Annotated in this window: 20 protein-coding genes; 16 read left to right on the top strand and 4 right to left on the bottom strand. The window is 61.2% G+C overall.

The window, feature by feature from the left end:
- Window positions 1-56: 56 nt before the first annotated feature.
- The 3 genes from Q1V57_RS02880 to Q1V57_RS02870 are packed head-to-tail and all read left to right on the top strand — an operon-like array spanning window position 57 to window position 2100.
- Window positions 57-920 carry an NAD(P)-dependent oxidoreductase gene (locus Q1V57_RS02880; protein WP_300527452.1) on the top strand — a complete coding sequence of 288 codons (864 nt, stop codon included), beginning with the start codon at window positions 57-59 and terminating at the stop codon, window positions 918-920.
- Window positions 917-1474 (top strand): hypothetical protein, encoded by a 558-nt coding sequence (locus tag Q1V57_RS02875; protein ID WP_300527451.1) that lies wholly within the window; start codon window positions 917-919, stop codon window positions 1472-1474. Before Q1V57_RS02880 ends, Q1V57_RS02875 begins: the two co-directional genes overlap by 4 nt.
- Window positions 1471-2100, top strand: coding sequence for a trimeric intracellular cation channel family protein (locus tag Q1V57_RS02870; RefSeq protein WP_300527450.1), 630 nt, complete (start codon window positions 1471-1473; stop codon window positions 2098-2100). The genes Q1V57_RS02875 and Q1V57_RS02870 overlap by 4 nt, the downstream gene beginning before the upstream one ends.
- Here Q1V57_RS02870 and Q1V57_RS02865 read toward each other — a convergent pair.
- From Q1V57_RS02865 to hemB, 3 genes are all read right to left on the bottom strand, one after another.
- On the bottom strand, window positions 2097-2648 hold the full coding sequence (locus Q1V57_RS02865) for a GNAT family N-acetyltransferase (RefSeq protein WP_300527449.1): 552 nt from the start codon (window positions 2646-2648) through the stop codon (window positions 2097-2099). The genes Q1V57_RS02870 and Q1V57_RS02865 overlap by 4 nt on opposite strands.
- Before the next feature lie 91 nt (window positions 2649-2739).
- Window positions 2740-3225 carry a GNAT family N-acetyltransferase gene (locus Q1V57_RS02860; protein WP_300527447.1) on the bottom strand — a complete coding sequence of 162 codons (486 nt, stop codon included), beginning with the start codon at window positions 3223-3225 and terminating at the stop codon, window positions 2740-2742.
- Between the two features lie 144 nt (window positions 3226-3369).
- Complete coding sequence (hemB, locus tag Q1V57_RS02855; RefSeq protein WP_300527446.1) at window positions 3370-4350, bottom strand: porphobilinogen synthase; 981 nt, start codon at window positions 4348-4350, stop codon at window positions 3370-3372.
- 118 nt (window positions 4351-4468) lie between these two features.
- Here hemB and Q1V57_RS02850 point away from each other — a divergent pair, with 118 nt between their 5' ends.
- From Q1V57_RS02850 to Q1V57_RS02815, 8 genes are all read left to right on the top strand, one after another.
- A complete protein-coding gene (locus tag Q1V57_RS02850) occupies window positions 4469-5623 on the top strand; it encodes an isobutyryl-CoA dehydrogenase (protein WP_300527445.1) in 1155 nt (384 codons plus the stop codon).
- Between the two features lie 24 nt (window positions 5624-5647).
- Complete coding sequence (locus Q1V57_RS02845) at window positions 5648-6052, top strand: hypothetical protein (protein WP_300527443.1); 405 nt, start codon at window positions 5648-5650, stop codon at window positions 6050-6052.
- 3 nt (window positions 6053-6055) lie between these two features.
- Complete coding sequence (locus Q1V57_RS02840) at window positions 6056-6595, top strand: hypothetical protein (protein WP_300527442.1); 540 nt, start codon at window positions 6056-6058, stop codon at window positions 6593-6595.
- A gap of 5 nt (window positions 6596-6600) precedes the next feature.
- Window positions 6601-7677, top strand: coding sequence for an enoyl-CoA hydratase/isomerase family protein (locus Q1V57_RS02835; RefSeq protein ID WP_300527441.1), 1077 nt, complete (start codon window positions 6601-6603; stop codon window positions 7675-7677).
- Between the two features lie 30 nt (window positions 7678-7707).
- Complete coding sequence (gene mmsB, locus Q1V57_RS02830) at window positions 7708-8601, top strand: 3-hydroxyisobutyrate dehydrogenase (RefSeq protein WP_300527440.1); 894 nt, start codon at window positions 7708-7710, stop codon at window positions 8599-8601.
- Between the two features lie 68 nt (window positions 8602-8669).
- On the top strand, window positions 8670-9161 hold the full coding sequence (locus tag Q1V57_RS02825; RefSeq protein ID WP_300527439.1) for a winged helix DNA-binding protein: 492 nt from the start codon (window positions 8670-8672) through the stop codon (window positions 9159-9161).
- A gap of 215 nt (window positions 9162-9376) precedes the next feature.
- Window positions 9377-10603 carry a 5-aminolevulinate synthase gene (gene hemA / locus Q1V57_RS02820; protein ID WP_300527438.1) on the top strand — a complete coding sequence of 409 codons (1227 nt, stop codon included), beginning with the start codon at window positions 9377-9379 and terminating at the stop codon, window positions 10601-10603.
- Between the two features lie 11 nt (window positions 10604-10614).
- On the top strand, window positions 10615-10860 hold the full coding sequence (locus Q1V57_RS02815; protein ID WP_300527436.1) for a hypothetical protein: 246 nt from the start codon (window positions 10615-10617) through the stop codon (window positions 10858-10860).
- 16 nt (window positions 10861-10876) lie between these two features.
- Here the strand turns inward: Q1V57_RS02815 and Q1V57_RS02810 are convergent, their stop codons facing one another.
- Window positions 10877-11299 carry a MucR family transcriptional regulator gene (locus Q1V57_RS02810; protein ID WP_300527434.1) on the bottom strand — a complete coding sequence of 141 codons (423 nt, stop codon included), beginning with the start codon at window positions 11297-11299 and terminating at the stop codon, window positions 10877-10879.
- Window positions 11300-11552: 253 nt separating this feature from the next.
- Here Q1V57_RS02810 and glyA point away from each other — a divergent pair, with 253 nt between their 5' ends.
- Genes glyA through ribB form a run of 5 tightly spaced genes read left to right on the top strand, consistent with a single transcriptional unit; the run spans window position 11553 to window position 15653 of the window.
- Window positions 11553-12863: a serine hydroxymethyltransferase gene (gene glyA, locus Q1V57_RS02805; RefSeq protein ID WP_300527432.1), complete on the top strand. Its 1311-nt coding sequence runs from the start codon at window positions 11553-11555 to the stop codon at window positions 12861-12863.
- 9 nt (window positions 12864-12872) lie between these two features.
- A complete protein-coding gene (gene nrdR / locus Q1V57_RS02800) occupies window positions 12873-13358 on the top strand; it encodes a transcriptional regulator NrdR (protein ID WP_300527431.1) in 486 nt (161 codons plus the stop codon).
- A complete protein-coding gene (locus Q1V57_RS02795; RefSeq protein ID WP_300527430.1) occupies window positions 13355-13930 on the top strand; it encodes a RibD family protein in 576 nt (191 codons plus the stop codon). Before nrdR ends, Q1V57_RS02795 begins: the two co-directional genes overlap by 4 nt.
- Window positions 13930-14538: a riboflavin synthase gene (locus Q1V57_RS02790; protein WP_300527428.1), complete on the top strand. Its 609-nt coding sequence runs from the start codon at window positions 13930-13932 to the stop codon at window positions 14536-14538. Before Q1V57_RS02795 ends, Q1V57_RS02790 begins: the two co-directional genes overlap by 1 nt.
- Window positions 14538-15653, top strand: a complete 1116-nt coding sequence (gene ribB, locus Q1V57_RS02785; protein WP_300527426.1) for a 3,4-dihydroxy-2-butanone-4-phosphate synthase — start codon at window positions 14538-14540, stop codon at window positions 15651-15653. The genes Q1V57_RS02790 and ribB overlap by 1 nt, the downstream gene beginning before the upstream one ends.

The following is a 15653-nucleotide window of genomic DNA, read 5'->3' as shown; positions in this document are numbered from 1 at the left end:
CTTGCTCCCCTTTGAGGAGAAGACTAGCAAGGGGATAGCTGGAAGGGGAGATGATGATGGCAGTCTGCGCATTCCTGGGTCTGGGCGTGATGGGATATCCGATGGCCGGTCACCTGGCCGCTGCCGGCCATGAGGTCCGGGTCTGGAACCGTACCGGTGCAAAGGCGCAAGCCTGGGCTCAAGAGCATCCGGGCAGCGCCGCGCCGAGTGTCGAACAGGCGGTGGCCGGTGCTGATTTTGTGATGATGTGCCTGGGGGATGATCCAGACGTTCAGGCCATCGCCGAGCAGGCTATTCCGGCGATGAGCGCCGGCGCGGTCCTGATCGATCACACGACCGCATCAGCCGAGCTGGCCCGGTCACTTGACCGCGATGCCCGGGATGCGGGGATCGGCTTTGTCGATGGTCCGGTCTCCGGCGGTCAGGCCGGGGCGGAGAGCGGCCAGCTGACCATTATGTGCGGCGGTGAGGCGGACAGTTTTTCCCGGGCTGAACCGGTGATAGACGCCTACGCCAAATCCATGACCCTGATCGGCGAGGCCGGCGCCGGCCAGCTGGCCAAAATGGTCAACCAGATCTGCATTGCCGGTATTGTCCAGGGGCTGTCGGAAGGCCTGCACTTTGCCCAGCGCTCCGGGCTCGATCCGGAGCTCGTGATCGGTGCCATTTCCAAGGGGGCGGCGCAGTCCTGGCAGATGGAAAACCGCTGGCAGACCATGGTCGAGGGCAAGTTCGATTATGGCTTCGCCATCGACTGGATGCGCAAGGATCTTCGCATTGCCCTGGACGAGGCGCGGCGCAATGGGTCGACCCTGCCGGTCGCGGCCCTGGTTGACCAATTCTATGCCGATGTGCAGGCCATGGGCGGCAATCGCTGGGACACGTCCAGCCTGATCGCACGGCTGGAGCGGGATAAATGAGCCAGGACCAGACCGGGCGTTATGTTGAGACGGACAAGGTCGCCCTCGGCGTCTGGAAACGCCTGACCGAGACCTTCAGCACAACCAAGCTCCTCGTCGCCGTGCTGATCATGCGCCATGGCAGCTGGCCTTTCCGTAAGGATGATCTGGGTAACATCCTCAGCTCGCAGCGATGGAAACTCGGGCTCGGCCTGCTCGGCGGGCTGGATGATGACCAGGTCGATTTTCTTGAACGCTATGCGGCGATCAATGTGCGCCGCGTGGAGCAGGTCTTTCGGGCCAATGCGCTTTTCCTCGTCACCATCCCGATCGGTGCGCTGGTGGCCGTCAACGAGGTCGCACCGGAGTTCTACGGGTTTCTCGGTGTCGACTTCGTCTACACCCTGATCGCCATCATCGCGGCCTGGGCCGCGGCTGTCGGCGTATTGTTTGCGGCGTTGTGGCGGTCTCGGGACCTGCATGATCTCGTCAGCTTCGAGCAGGCCCGGCGCCTGCACGCCAACGCCAAAATGGCGGCGGCGGAAAACCAGACGGCAGAGGCTGACAGAGCGTGAGCATTGAAGCCCTGTTCGCCATCCTGGACTATGCCGGGATCGGGTTTTTCGCCTTCTCCGGCGGCATGCTGGCAGCACGCAAGGCGCTTGATCCCTTTGGTGCCGCCATACTCGGTGCGGTGACGGGCATGGGCGGCGGAACGCTGCGTGATGTCCTCTTGGGCTCACTGCCGGTCTACTGGATCGCCAACCCGTCCTATCTCGGTGTTGCGCTTGCCGGAGCGCTTTTGGGCTATTTTCTGTCTCCGGGCGCACAGGCTTTGGCGTCAAGACGGACCGTTCTCAACTGGGCCGATGCGGTCGGCCTGTCGGTTTTTTGCGTTATCGGTGCGCAGGCCGGGTTGGCAGCCGGTGCGCACTGGTCGATCGCCATGCTCACCGGGGTGATGAGCGCGGCCTTTGGTGGGCTGTTGCGCGATATCATCGTCAATGATGTGCCGCTGGTGCTGCGCGAGGATGTTTATGCCCTGGCGGCCCTGGCCGGAGCGGGCGCCTATGTGGCCGGTCTCGCTGTCGGTCTCCCGGTCAGCTGGGTGACGCTGGGCGCGGCGACAATTGCCTTCGGCCTGCGCGGCTGTGCCATCCTGTTCAAATGGTCACTGCCGCCAATGAAGATCAGCGATTAGCGCCGTTTCCACCAGGCTTCCATCGGCTGCAATTCGTGTTCGGCCGGAATGTCTGGATGCACGAAATCGCCGTTCTCATCGCGACTCATGCCGATGGATTGCATCACCCCGATGGAGGGGCGGTTATGGGTCGAGGCGAAGGCGATGATGGCCTCCAACCCCATATCCTCAAGTCCCCAGCGGACCACTTCGGCCGCCGCCTCCTTGGCATAGCCCCGGCGCCAGTGTGGTTTGGCGATGCGCCAGCCGGCCTCAACGGCGCCGGTGAAATCGCACTCGAAATCCACCACCATCAGCCCGGTCATGCCGATGAATTCGCCGGTCGATTTCAGCTCGACCGCATGGCGGCCAAAGCCGGTCGTTCGCACGCCGGTCTGGTACCAGGTGAGGGCTTTCTCGGTGTCCTGCCGGCTCAGCGGCGCCTCGAAATAGCGCATCACCTCAGGATCGGCATTCATCGCCACATAGGGCGCGATATCGCTGTCCTGCCAACCGCGCAGGATCAGGCGTTCGGTTTCCAGGCGGGGCAGGGGGGCGAAGTCGATCATCGCAAGGCCTCCAGGATAAGCGTGCGGGCACCATTCTCGCTCCGACCGCCCCTGGCGATCAAGAGCAGGCGATGGTGCCCACACACCCGGTTCAGTGTCGCTGTTTCTGCATGGTCAGCATGGCAATACCGGTCTCGGCCATGGGATATTCCCGCACCGGCGTCCAGCCGTGCTTGGTGTAGAAATTGACCGCCTGAAGATTGTCGCGGAAGGTCTGTAACTCGATCCGCTCGTGCGTGGCGAACAGCGCCGCCTCGCCATGTCGCAGAAGCGCCTCGCCAATCCCCTGGCGATGATGGTCGAGCGTGACCATCATCAGGTGGATCTCATGGTCCATCAGGGCGACCGCGCCAACGGGTTCGCCGTCGATTTCTGCCACGGAGAGCCAGGCATTGCGCTCGTCATAGTATTTGGGGACGGCGCCGGAGGCGATATAGCCCTCGACCGTTTCGGAGCCGATGATGGGCGGGTATTTCGCCCGGATTGTCTTGTAGGAGAGCGCAGTCAAGGCTGCGACATCGTCCGGTGTTGCCGGGCGAATGGTCAGTTCTGGTCTGGTTTTGGTATTTGAAGTCAATGTCTTGTGTCCTGACATAAGAAAACATGCCGCCCGAATGAGGGGCGGATCACTGGGTTTTCGAAAAGCCCGCCGCCGTGGCGGGCACGTCAGGACTCAAGAGTCATAAAATCTCCGTTGTGAGCGGAGGTTAGGCCAAAGACCTCAGCCGTTCAACGCCCGCGCCGCCCGCGGCGCAAAATAGGTGATCACCGCGGCCGCGCCCGCACGCTTGAAACTCATCAGGCTTTCCAACATCACCCGGTCGCCATCAATCCAGCCATTGGCGGCGGCGGCCTGGACCATGGCGTATTCGCCCGAAACCTGGAAGGCCAGGACCGGGACAGGGAAATTGTCGGTCAGGGTTTTGATGATGTCGAGATAAGGCAGGCCCGGCTTGACCATGACCATGTCGGCGCCTTCTTGGATATCCAGTTCGACCTCGCGCAGGCATTCCTCCGCATTGGCCGGATCCATCTGGTAGGTCTTCTTGTCGCCTTTCAGCGCCGCAGCCGAGCCGATCGCGTCGCGATAGGGGCCGTAAAAGCCGGACGCGTATTTGGCGGCATAGGACAGGATCATCGTATTGTGATGGCCGGCACTTTCCAGCGCATCGCGGATCGCGCCGATACGGCCATCCATCATGTCGGACGGGGCGACGACATCGCAGCCGGCATCGGCCTGGATCAGGGCTTGCTGGATCAGGCTGTCCACGGTGGCATCATTGGCGACATAGTCGCCGTCGAGGACACCGTCATGACCGTGGGTGGTGAAGGGGTCGAGCGCGACATCGCAGATCACCCCGACATTGGGCGCCGCATCCTTGATGGTCTTGATCGCCTGCGGCACCAGCCCATCGGGATTAAGGGCTTCACGGCCGGCTTCATCTTTCTTGGCCGGATCGATGTGCGGGAAGATCGCCATGGCCGGAATACCCAGCGCCTCCGCCTCCCTGGCGGCCTCGGCCAGAGCCTTCAAGGATAATCTGTCCACACCCGGCAGGGCTGCCACCGGCTCGCGCGGGTCAGCTGTGTCGCTGACCACGACGGACCAGACCAGATCACTGGTTTGCAGGGTCTTTTCCTGGACGAGGCGGCGGCTCCAATCAGCCTGGCGGGTGCGGCGAAGGCGGGTGGCAGGATACATGGGGCGCATTGACCTCGGTCAGGATAGTTACAGATGAAACTTGCCGCGGCCGCCAACTAGGTTTAGGCCTCCGGCAAATTCTTGTTCAGTTCCCTTCATAACCGACAGGAGCGCACCTGTGCACTTCGCTCTTTCAGAAGATCAGACCCTAATCCGCGATATGGCGCTCAAATTTGCCGAAGATCGCCTGAAGCCGAACGCGGCGAAATGGGATGAAGAGAAAATCTTCCCCGTTGATGTCATGCGCGAAGCGGCCGAGCTGGGCTTTGCCGGTATCTATACGCGCGATGATGTCGGCGGCTCGGCCCTGACCCGTCTTGATGCGGCGCTGATCTTTGAGGCCCTGTCCAAGGGCTGTGTCTCTACTGCGGCCTTTATGTCGATACACAATATGTGTGCCTGGATGATCGACACCTGGGGCACGGAAGAACAGCGTCAGCGCTTCCTGCCGCCGATGATGACGATGGACAAGATCGCCTCCTACTGCCTGACCGAGCCGGGTGCCGGTTCTGATGCGGCGAGCCTGCGCACCCGCGCCGTGCGTGATGGCGACCATTATGTGCTGAACGGCTCCAAGGCGTTTATCTCCGGCGCCGGTACGTCGGACTACTACGTTGTCATGTGCCGCACCGGCGAGGATGGCCCCAAAGGCATCTCCACTATCGTCGTCGAGAAAGACACGCCCGGCCTGTCCTTTGGCGCCAATGAGAAAAAGATGGGCTGGAACTCCCAGCCGACCCGCGTCGTCACCTTCGAGGACTGCCGCGTTCCGGTCGAGAACCGCCTGGCTGAAGAGGGCATGGGTTTCACCCTGGCCATGAACGGTCTCAATGGCGGCCGGATCAATATCGCGGCCTGTTCGCTGGGCGGCGCCTCTGAAGCGCTCGACGTGGCGATGGATTACACCTCGACGCGCAAACAGTTCGGCCTCGCCATCGGTGATTTCCAGGTCAGCCAGTTCAAGCTGGCCGATATGGCGACCGAGCTCGATGCCTCCCGCCTCATGGTCTATCGCGCCGCGGCCATGCTCGACGCTAAGGATCCTTCGGCTGCGAAGTATTGTGCCATGGCCAAGCGCTATGCGACCGATAAATGCTTCGACGTCGTGAACCAGGCGCTGCAGCTGCATGGCGGTTACGGCTATCTGCAGGACTATCCGATCGAGCGCATCCTGCGCGATCTGCGTGTGCACCAGATCCTGGAAGGCACGAACGAGGTCATGCGGGTGATCATCGCCAAGGACATGAAGAAGGCCTGGCCGAGCAATAGCTAGGACGCCGGGGAGGCGGGGACGCTGATGAACGAGCTGGCCTGGCTGATTGCGGGCGTCGGGGCGGGCGCTGTCTCCATCCTGGCGATCCGGCAATTCTTTCCAGGCCGGGTCGCGCTCAACGTGCTTGTCGCCGTCGTGGCGATGAATACGATCTATGTCGGCGCCAGCCTGACCGAACCGATTGCGACCATCCTGCTCGAGACGCTGGTTGCATCACTGGTGATCGCGGCAGCCCTGCTGTTTTACCGCATGAAATCCGTTTGGCTGGCCAGCACCGTTCTGGTGCATGGAGTGATTGATGGCGGTCATTTCCTGCTCGACGGCAATTATATACCCGACTGGTATATATGGCTCTGTCTCGGGTTTGATTTTCCCTTCGCGGCTGGCGCCTTCTGGCTCCTGCGCCGCCAGGCGAGGAGCGGGGGCTAAGCCTTGAATACTGAGTATGAGGAAATCGTCGCCCGAGGGATGGACGCCTGTGTTAGCTGGCTGGTGCTGGACAATCATCGCCGGACTGAGGACGATCTCGATCGGTTAATGAAAGTGCGCTCGATGATGGAGCCGCGCGATTTCTGGTTTGAGGGATTGTCGACCGGGTTTGACCGGAATAGCTGGATGCAGGCGCCTCGGGACGCGGCGATCGCCCTGACCGAGGACGCCAATCGCCGGGGATTGGTGTATCACCGCGGTGGCATGCCAACGGAGAAGCTGGAGCCGACCGAGGCCTTTGCGCTGTTCATCAGCCGGTTCAAACCCGATGCGCGTTATTACGTCACCAACCTGGTCAAGGACATGACCCTGACCCATCCCACGCCGGACCAGATTGACATCCTCGCCAAGCTGGCTCAATTCGACGGCAAATCCGGGATGACGCGTTTCACCGCGCCCTTTACCCGCGCCATCATGGACTGTGCCCTGGGCGTCGTCGACGCTGAGAATGCCGGCATTTTTTGTATTGAAGACACGGACTGACCGATATGAGCACCGAACCGGAAATCATCGCCCGCAAAACCGGCCAGGTCGGCCGTATCACCCTCAATCGTCCCAAGGCGCTCAACGCGCTGACGCACAATATGTGTCTGTTGATGATCGAGGCGCTGGAAGCCTGGCGGGATGATGACGCGGTCAAGGCGGTCGTGGTCGACGGGGCCGGGGAGAAGGGCTTCTGTGCCGGCGGGGATATCCTCAAACTGCACAATTCCGGCAAGGCCGGTGATGATCAGGCCTGGCTGTTCTGGCGCGATGAGTATCGCCTCAACACGCTGATCTTCCACTATCCCAAACCCTATGTCGCGCTGATCGACGGCATCACCATGGGCGGCGGTGTCGGCGTCTCCGTACACGGGTCGCACCGGGTTGCCGGTGACAAGACCATGTTCGCCATGCCGGAAACCGGGATCGGCTTCCATCCGGATGTGGGCGGGGCGTATTTCCTGCCCCGCCTGGCCGGTGAGATCGGCACCTGGATGGGCCTGACCGGGGCACGTCTGCGCGCCGCCGATGCCGTCGCGGCGGGTCTGGCGACGCATTACTGCCCGTCCGGCGATTACGACAAGCTGGTTGAAGCGCTGGAAAGCGCCGACCTGTCGGACGAGGACACGCTTGAGGTGTTGCTGGAGGAGTTCTCCGGCGATCCGGGTGATAGCGAGCTGGCGCATACGCGTGGCCTGATCGATGCGGCCTTCACCGGCAATCGCGTCGAGGAGATCGTCTCGCGCATTGAGGGCGCCGGCGATGCCTGGTCAGCGAAACAGGCCAAGGTGCTGGCCTCCAAGTCGCCGACGGCGCTCAAACTGACCCTGGCGGCGCTGCGCAAGGGCGCGGACCTGTCCTTTGAAGACGTGATGCGCCAGGACCTGCGCGCCTCGGTCTGGTGTTTGTCGGGCAAGGATTTTTACGAGGGCGTGCGTGCCGTCATCATCGACAAGGACAACAGCCCGGCCTGGGACCCGTCCACGCTGGCCAGCGTCAATGATAATGACATCACCGGGGCGTTTGATCGTCTCGACGACACTCACGAAATGACCTTCCTGGGCGAAAACGAAGACGCCTAGGCCAGAAAATACCTGTCGGGGAGGACAGACATGTCGCGCATCGCATTTATCGGACTGGGCAATATGGGTTCGGGCATGGCCGCCAATCTGGTCAAGGCCGGTCACGACGTTCACGCCTTTGATCTCAGCGCTGAGGCCTTGGCCAAGGCGGCCGAGGGTGGAGCCCAGACGGCAGCATCAGCGGCCGACGCCGTCAGCGGCGCCGATGCTGTTGTGACCATGCTGCCGGCCGGCAAGCATGTGCGCGCGGTGTATGAGAGCGAAGTCTTTGGTGCGGCCAAGGACGGCGCGGTGTTCATGGATTGCTCCACCATCGACGTCGACAGTGCCCGTGATGTCGGCGCGGCGGCCAAGGCCAAGGGCTTCAAATTCCTCGATGCGCCGGTGTCTGGCGGTGTCGCTGCGGCAACCGGCGGCACGCTGACCTTCATGGTTGGTGGCGAGGACGCAGACTTTGCCCTGGCCGAGCCGATCCTGTCGGCCATGGGCAAGGCCGTGATCCATGCCGGCGGGCTGGGCTCGGGCCAGGCTGCGAAGGCGTGCAACAACATGCTGCTGGCGATCAACATGATCGGCACGTGCGAGGCTTTCGCGCTCGCCGCCAAGCTCGGCCTCGATCAGCAGAAATTCTTCGACATCTCCTCCAAGGCGTCCGGCCAGAGCTGGTCAATGACGAGCTATTGTCCGGTACCGGGTCCGGTGCCGGCCTCGCCGGCCAATAATGACTATCAGCCGGGCTTTGCCGCGGCGCTGATGTTGAAGGATCTCGGCCTGGCGATGGAGGCAGCCGATGCCGCCTCTGCGGCGACGCCGCTGGGTGCCTTGGCCAATGATCTCTACCAGTCCTTCGTCGACCAAGGCGATGCCAATACGGACTTTTCCGGGATTTATCGCCTGATCGAAGAATGCGACTCAAACGGTTAAACGCTTTTTAGCCCTTTGCCTGTAGGCTCCCCGACAAGATCAAATAAAAGATCGGGTGGAGTAGTATTATGGCAATGGCCGAAAGTGTCTCGCCGCAGGCAGACGCAAACACGCAATATCTAGAGCTTCTTCAACTGGTTGAGCGCCTTCACCGGCAGCTCCTCGACGTCGTGAAGGACGAGCTTGAACGCGAGGGCATCGATGATGTGAACTCGGTTCAGGCTCTGCTCCTGTTCAATATCGGCGACCAGGAATTGACCGCAGGCGAGCTGCGCACGCGCGGGCATTATCTCGGCTCGAACGTGTCCTATAACCTGAAAAAGCTCGTCGAGGCCGGATATATCCGGCACGAACGCTCAGCGACCGACCGCCGGTCTGTGCGGGTGAGCCTGACCGAGACCGGTCACGCCGTGCGCGCCCAACTCAACACGCTGTTCGAGCGCCAGTCCGCCTCGCTGGCTCCGGTCGGCGGTGTCGAGATCGACGCGCTGCCGTCGATGAATACGGCACTGACCCGGATTGAACGCTTCTGGGCCGACCATATCCGCTTCCGCATGTAGCCGGTCGGACCATCGAAGAGTTTTAACGGCGCTCCGCCCGGGGCGCCGTTTTCGTTTGTGGAGCGGGAGAGCTGCGGGAGAGCTATCGAGCGCGTCTTGATGCGCTATACTGAAAATTCATGCGCCTGCGGCGCTCTGTCCTGTCGAACGGTTCGGATTAACTGTTTATACCACGACTCAATATCGAGTTCGGGTAGATAAACTACGAGGCCCCCATGGATTACAATGGCGCATTTGAAGCTGCTGTTCGCCGCGTAAAGGCGGAAGGCCGCTACCGCGTGTTCGCGAATCTGATGCGCCGCAAGGGGGAGTTTCCGGTCGCACGCTGGCGCACCGAGGACGGCAATGTCCGCGATGTCACCGTCTGGTGTTCCAATGATTATCTCGGCATGGGGCAGATCCCCTGCGTCGTGGAATCGATGAAGGGCGCCATTGACGAGGTCGGTTCCGGCGCCGGCGGCACGCGCAATATTTCCGGCACCACGCATTACCATGTCGAGCTCGAGCATTCGCTCGCAGACCTCCATGCCAAGGACGCGGCCCTGCTCTTCACCTCCGGCTATATCGCCAATGAGGCGACGCTGGCGACGCTCGGCAAGATCCTGCCGAACCTGATCATTTTCTCCGATGAGCTGAACCACGCCTCGATGATTGAGGGCGTGAAAGGCGCGCGCTGCGAGAAACATGTCTGGCGCCATAATGATGTCGAGCATCTCGAGGAGCTGCTCAAGGCCGCGCCGGCTGATGCGCCGAAAGTGATTGCCTTTGAGTCCGTCTATTCCATGGATGGCGATATCGGTCCGATCGAGGCCGTCTGTGATCTGGCGGACAAGTATAACGCGCTGACCTATCTCGATGAGGTACACGCGGTTGGCCTTTACGGCCTGCGCGGTGCCGGCATCGCTGAGCGTGACGGCCTGATGCACCGGATCGACATTATCGAGGGCACGCTGGGCAAAGCCTTCGGCGTGATGGGCGGTTATATCGCCGCCGATGGCGCGATTGTTGACGCCATCCGCTCGATGGCCTCCGGCTTCATTTTCACCACGGCCCTGCCGCCGGCGCTGGCTGCGGGCGCCCGGGCGAGCGTGGAATATCTCAAGGCCGCGCATCATTTGCGCGAAAAGCACCAGGAACGCGCGGCAACGCTGAAACAGCGCCTCGCCGATGCCGGTTATCCGGTGATGCCGTCGGAAACCCACATCGTGCCGATCAAGGTCGGTGATCCGGTTCTGTGCAAGCGCATTTCCGACCGTCTGCTCGACGAGCACGGGATTTATGTGCAGCCGATCAACTACCCGACCGTGCCGCGCGGAACCGAGCGCCTGCGCTTCACCCCGACGCCGCTGCACTCCGACGCCATGTTCGACCAGCTGATCGAAGCGCTCGACCAGGTCTGGGAAGAGGCCGCGTCGGAAGAGGGCGGTATCGTCCGCGCCTGACAGGAGACGGGATGAGCGAGCGCGAGGTCTATGTCGAGATACAAACGCTCGGCAATTCCGCGCGTGTGGCGGCCGTCGATGCGGCGACCGGCGAGGAAGTCGTTTTCCAGGTCCCGATTCATACGACGCGTCTGGAGATTGATCGCCTGGCGCTGGCCAAGCTGAACTGGAAGCTCGCGCGCAATGCCCGGACAGAAACCGGTAAAGGCAAAAAACAACGGCCGGGCGATAAACCCGGCCGTGGTCTTAAAGTCTGACTAAGTGGTGTGAGGCTTACTTGCCCTTGCGGCCACGACCCAGGCCGATGTCCTTGGCGAACTGAGAGCGCTTGCGCGAATAGGCCGGCGCGACCATCGGGTAGTCAGCAGGCAGATTCCATTTCTGGCGGTATTCATCCGGCGACATATTGTATTGCGAGCGCAGATAGCGCTTGAGCATTTTCAGCTTCTTGCCATCCTCAAGACAGACAATGTGGTCATCCGCAATCGACTTCGAAACCGGGACGGCCGGCTTTGCCCGCGCGACCTGCTTTTCTTCGGTCTCGGTGACGCTGGTCATGGTCTGGTGCACCGACTTGATGAGGTCGGGCACGTTTTCCGCCGGCATTGAATTATGGGACAGATAAGAGGCGACAATATCGGTGGTCATGCGAAGGAGTTCTTCCTTGTCAATTTCCGGTAGCGTGGCCTCGGTCATAATCAATCCCTTTATTCGTAGTATTGGAGAGGATGCCCGCAATTTCACGAGCGCGTTTGCTGGAGGAATAAGTCTAGATTTTTACAAGTTCAAGACTTGATCGGAAAAGAATTCATCCGCGCACAGCAAAGTTTTCTTGAATGAAATTCCGGTAATACATTCCAGATTCCAAAACTCTGAATTCGCCGCATACAGGACGCTTGCGAGCCGATCCGGCGCGCCGTATCAAGAGCATTCAGGAAGAGGAAATCCCATGCCGGACACGACTGCCCCGCTCACCGATGCGACCCAGCAATTCTTCACCCAGTCCGTTGCTGAGAGCGACCGCGATGTCGCGCGCGCCATCCATCTGGAAATTCAGCGCCAGCAAAGCCAGATCGAACTGATCGCATCGGAGAATATTGTCTCGCGCGCCGTGCTTGAGGCGCAGGGCTCGCCGCTGACCAATAAGTATGCGGAAGGCTATCCGGGGCGTCGTTACTATGGCGGCTGTGAATTTGTCGATATTGCGGAGAACCTGGCGATCGAGCGGGCCAAGGAACTCTTCGGTGCTGCCTATGCCAACGTCCAGCCCAATTCCGGTAGCCAGGCCAACCAGGCGGTCTTCCTGGCGCTGATCAAGCCGGGCGACAAGATTTTGGGCATGTCGCTGGATGCCGGTGGACACCTGACCCATGGCGCCCGTCCCAACCAGTCGGGCAAGTGGTTTGACGCGCATCATTATGGCGTGCGCGAAGAGGACGCACTGATCGATTATGATGCCCTGCGCAAACAGGCCAATGAGCTCAAGCCGCAAATGATCATCGCCGGGGGCTCGGCTTATCCGCGCGAGATCGACTGGGCGGAATTCCGGTCGATCGCCGATGAAGTCGGCGCCTACATGCTGGCGGACATGGCGCATTACTCCGGGCTCATCGCGACCGGCGTCTATCCGTCACCGATCCCGCACGCTCATGTCTGCACCACGACGACTCACAAGACCTTGCGCGGCCCGCGCGGTGGTCTGATCCTGTCCAATGACGAAGCCCTGGGCAAGAAGTTCAACTCGGCGATCTTCCCGGGCATTCAGGGCGGTCCGCTCATGCATGTCATCGCCGGCAAGGCCGTGGCCTTTGGCGAAGCCCTGCGTCCGGAGTTCAAGACCTATGCGCAGCAAGTGGTCAAGAACTGCCAGGCGATGTCCGATGCGGTGAAGGCCGGCGGGTATGACATCGTTTCCGGCGGCACCGACAGCCATCTGGCGCTGATCGACCTGCGTCCCAAGGGCCTTAAAGGCAACCAGGCCGAAGAAGCGCTGGAGCGCGCCTTCATCACCTGCAACAAGAACGGCGTTCCGTTTGATCCGGAAAAGCCGACGGTGACCTCCGGCCTGCGCGTCGGATCCCCCGCGGCGACCACGCGTGGTTTCGGCGAGGCCGAGTTCAAACAGGTCGGCGAGTTCATGGTTCGTGTGCTCGATGGCCTGGTGGAGAGCCCCGAGGGTAATGCCGAGATCGAAGCGGCGGTGCGCGAGGAGGTCAAAGCCCTGACGGCACGCTTCCCAATTTATCCGCAATTGGCGTAAGGTCTTCGGATGCGTTGTCCTTTTTGCGGTCATCCCGACACTCAGGTGAAAGACTCCCGTCCGGCGGAAGATGGCAATGCCATTCGCCGCCGCCGGCAATGCCCGTCTTGCTCCGCCCGCTTCACCACGTTCGAGCGGGTGCAATTGCGCGAGCTGACGGTGATGAAAAAGTCTGGCCGCCGGGTTCCCTTTGATCGCGAAAAGCTCAGCCGTTCTATCCAGCTGGCCGCGCAAAAGCGCAATGTCGAACCGGACCGCATCGAGCAGATGATTTCGGGCATTGTGCGCCGGCTTGAAAGTTCCGGTGAGACCGACATCACCTCCGACCGCGTCGGCGAACTGGTCATGGAAGCCCTGAAGAATCTCGATTCCGTGGCCTATGTCCGCTACGCGTCGGTCTACAAGGACTTCCACAAGGTCGAGGACTTCCGCGAGTTCATCAAGGATGAGCATCTCGGCCAGACCCGGTCCGGCGAGGATGACGCGAAGAAATGACCCAGGGCGACACGCCACGGGTCACGCTGAAGCTTGCGACCTCGCTCGACGGGAAGATCGCGCTTGCCAATGGTCTGTCGAAATGGATCACCGGGCCGGAGAGCCGGGCCGAGGTGCACAAGATGCGCGCGGCTCATGAAGCCATCCTGACCGGCATCGGTACCATTCTGGCCGATGATCCTGAATTCACGGCCCGAACCGAACCGCCCGCAGAACGCCAACCCGATCTCCTCGTGCTGGACCGGCAGGGGCGTATGCCTATGGGCGCCAAGGTGTTTGGCGAGCCGACGCGTCAGGTCGTCATGCGCGCATCCCCCGATATGGCGGCGGCCATGGCCGGTTATCAAAGCGTGATGATTGAAGCGGGGGCGCAGATCGCCGCCTCGGCTCTGCGCGCTGACCTGGTCGATCGTATCGAATGGTTTCGCGCACCGCTGGTTCTTGGCGGAGACGGTCTGCCGGTGTTTGCAGAACTTGGCCTTGAGAGTCTTGATAATGCGCCCATGTTCAGGCGCACCGGTCTGACCGCGCGCGGTGCGGACATCCAGGAAAGCTATGAACGGGTGCGCTGATGTTCACAGGAATTGTTACGGCCAAGGGGCGGGTTCGCTCGATCAGCGGCACCGATGTCGTCCGCTTCGAGATTGAAGCGCCTTATGATGCCGACGGGATCGCTATGGGCGCCTCGATCGCGCATGGCGGTGCCTGCCTGACCGTTGTCGAGAAAGAAAACACCGATACCGGCTGCTGGTACGCCGTCGAGGTTTCGCCGGAGACGCTGCGTCTGACCACGCTGGGCGAGCTGAAACAGGGCTCTGCGGTCAATCTTGAGCGCGCCCTGGCGATCGGCGAGGAACTGGGCGGACACTTGGTCACCGGTCACGTCGATGGTGTCGGCGAAGTGGAGAACCGGCGCATGGAAGGCGACTGGATCGTATTCACCGTCAAGCCGCCCGCCGCACTGAACAAATTCATCGCCAAGAAAGGCTCGATCACCGTCGACGGGGTGTCGCTGACCGTGAATGACGTCACGGAGACGAGCTTTGATCTGATGATTATCCCGCACACCGCCGAGGTGACGACCCTCGGCCAATTGCAGGCGGGACACCGTGTCAATCTTGAGGTTGACCTCATGGCGCGCTACGCCGCGCGTCTCACAGAATTTTCCAAGGACGCGTGATGAGCGATACGCCGCTTTCTCCGATCGAAGACATTATTGAAGACGCCCGCAATGGGCGCATGTTCATCCTCGTCGATGCCGAGGATCGCGAGAATGAGGGTGATCTGGTCATTCCGGCCAAGTTCGCCACACCGGATGCGATCAACTTCATGGCCAAGCATGGCCGTGGCCTGATTTGTCTGGCGATGAGCCAGGAGCGTATTGAAGCGCTCGATCTCAAACTGATGTCCTCGGAAAACCGCTCGCGCCATCAAACCGCTTTCACCACCTCTATCGAGGCCCGCGAAGGTGTCACCACCGGGATTTCCGCCCATGATCGTGCGCGCACGATCGAGGTGGCCACGGATCCGTCCAAGGGCGCTGATGATATTGCGACGCCGGGCCATGTTTTCCCGCTCGTCGCGCGCGATGGCGGCGTCCTGGTCCGCGCCGGACATACCGAAGCTTCCGTTGATGTCGCCCGTCTCGCCGGCGCCGGAGCATCCGGTGTGATTTGCGAGATCATGAATGAGGACGGCACGATGGCGCGTCTGCCCGATCTCATTGCCTTTGCCCAGCTGCACGGGCTGAAGATCGGCACGATCGAGGACCTGATTGCCTATCGCCGTCGCAATGACCGCTTTATCGAGCGTCGTCTGGAAACTGAGTTTGAAAGCCGTTGGGGCGGTCCGTTCAATCTCATCGTCTTCAGAAACACCATCGACGGTGCGGAACATGTCGCCCTGATCAAGGGCTCACCGTCGGCGGAAACGCCCACATTGGTGCGCATGCAGAAGGTCTCTTTCGTCGATGATGTCCTGGGCAGTGCCGGCCAGCGCGGCGGGCTGGTACAGCGCGGAATTGAGCAGCTGGCTGACTATGACGGTGCTGCGGTTATGGTCTTTATCCGTGAAACCAGTCATACCGCCATCATTGAACGCCTTGGCGCCCATCCGACCCTGCCGCAGGACGAGCGCGAAGCGCGCCGACTGCGTGAATATGGTGTCGGAGCGCAGATCCTGCTCGATCTGGGTGTCCGGGACATGGTGCTTTTGACAACCAAACCGCAAACCATTGTCGGCTTGGACGGATATGGGCTGAGCGTGGTGGAAGAACGCCTGTTCAGCGGAGAATAA

The sequence above is a fragment of the Maricaulis sp. genome, from assembly GCF_030149425.1.
Lineage (GTDB): Bacteria > Pseudomonadota > Alphaproteobacteria > Caulobacterales > Maricaulaceae > Maricaulis.
The sequence above is the reverse complement of the archived record's forward strand: the minus strand, read 5'-3'. Positions and strand labels throughout refer to the sequence as shown.

Coding starts and splice junctions, on each gene's coding strand:
- Q1V57_RS02795 (WP_300527430.1), top strand. CDS start 13,355: ATGACCCAGGGCGACACGCCACGGGTCACGCTGAAGCTTGCGACCTCG.
- ribB (WP_300527426.1), top strand. CDS start 14,538: ATGAGCGATACGCCGCTTTCTCCGATCGAAGACATTATTGAAGACGCC.
- Q1V57_RS02875 (WP_300527451.1), top strand. CDS start 917: ATGAGCCAGGACCAGACCGGGCGTTATGTTGAGACGGACAAGGTCGCC.
- Q1V57_RS02845 (WP_300527443.1), top strand. CDS start 5,648: ATGAACGAGCTGGCCTGGCTGATTGCGGGCGTCGGGGCGGGCGCTGTC.
- Q1V57_RS02790 (WP_300527428.1), top strand. CDS start 13,930: ATGTTCACAGGAATTGTTACGGCCAAGGGGCGGGTTCGCTCGATCAGC.
- nrdR (WP_300527431.1), top strand. CDS start 12,873: ATGCGTTGTCCTTTTTGCGGTCATCCCGACACTCAGGTGAAAGACTCC.
- hemA (WP_300527438.1), top strand. CDS start 9,377: ATGGATTACAATGGCGCATTTGAAGCTGCTGTTCGCCGCGTAAAGGCG.
- Q1V57_RS02815 (WP_300527436.1), top strand. CDS start 10,615: ATGAGCGAGCGCGAGGTCTATGTCGAGATACAAACGCTCGGCAATTCC.
- Q1V57_RS02865 (WP_300527449.1), bottom strand. CDS start 2,648: ATGATCGACTTCGCCCCCCTGCCCCGCCTGGAAACCGAACGCCTGATC.
- Q1V57_RS02835 (WP_300527441.1), top strand. CDS start 6,601: ATGAGCACCGAACCGGAAATCATCGCCCGCAAAACCGGCCAGGTCGGC.
- Q1V57_RS02880 (WP_300527452.1), top strand. CDS start 57: ATGGCAGTCTGCGCATTCCTGGGTCTGGGCGTGATGGGATATCCGATG.
- hemB (WP_300527446.1), bottom strand. CDS start 4,350: ATGTATCCTGCCACCCGCCTTCGCCGCACCCGCCAGGCTGATTGGAGC.
- mmsB (WP_300527440.1), top strand. CDS start 7,708: ATGTCGCGCATCGCATTTATCGGACTGGGCAATATGGGTTCGGGCATG.
- Q1V57_RS02825 (WP_300527439.1), top strand. CDS start 8,670: ATGGCAATGGCCGAAAGTGTCTCGCCGCAGGCAGACGCAAACACGCAA.
- glyA (WP_300527432.1), top strand. CDS start 11,553: ATGCCGGACACGACTGCCCCGCTCACCGATGCGACCCAGCAATTCTTC.
- Q1V57_RS02810 (WP_300527434.1), bottom strand. CDS start 11,299: ATGACCGAGGCCACGCTACCGGAAATTGACAAGGAAGAACTCCTTCGC.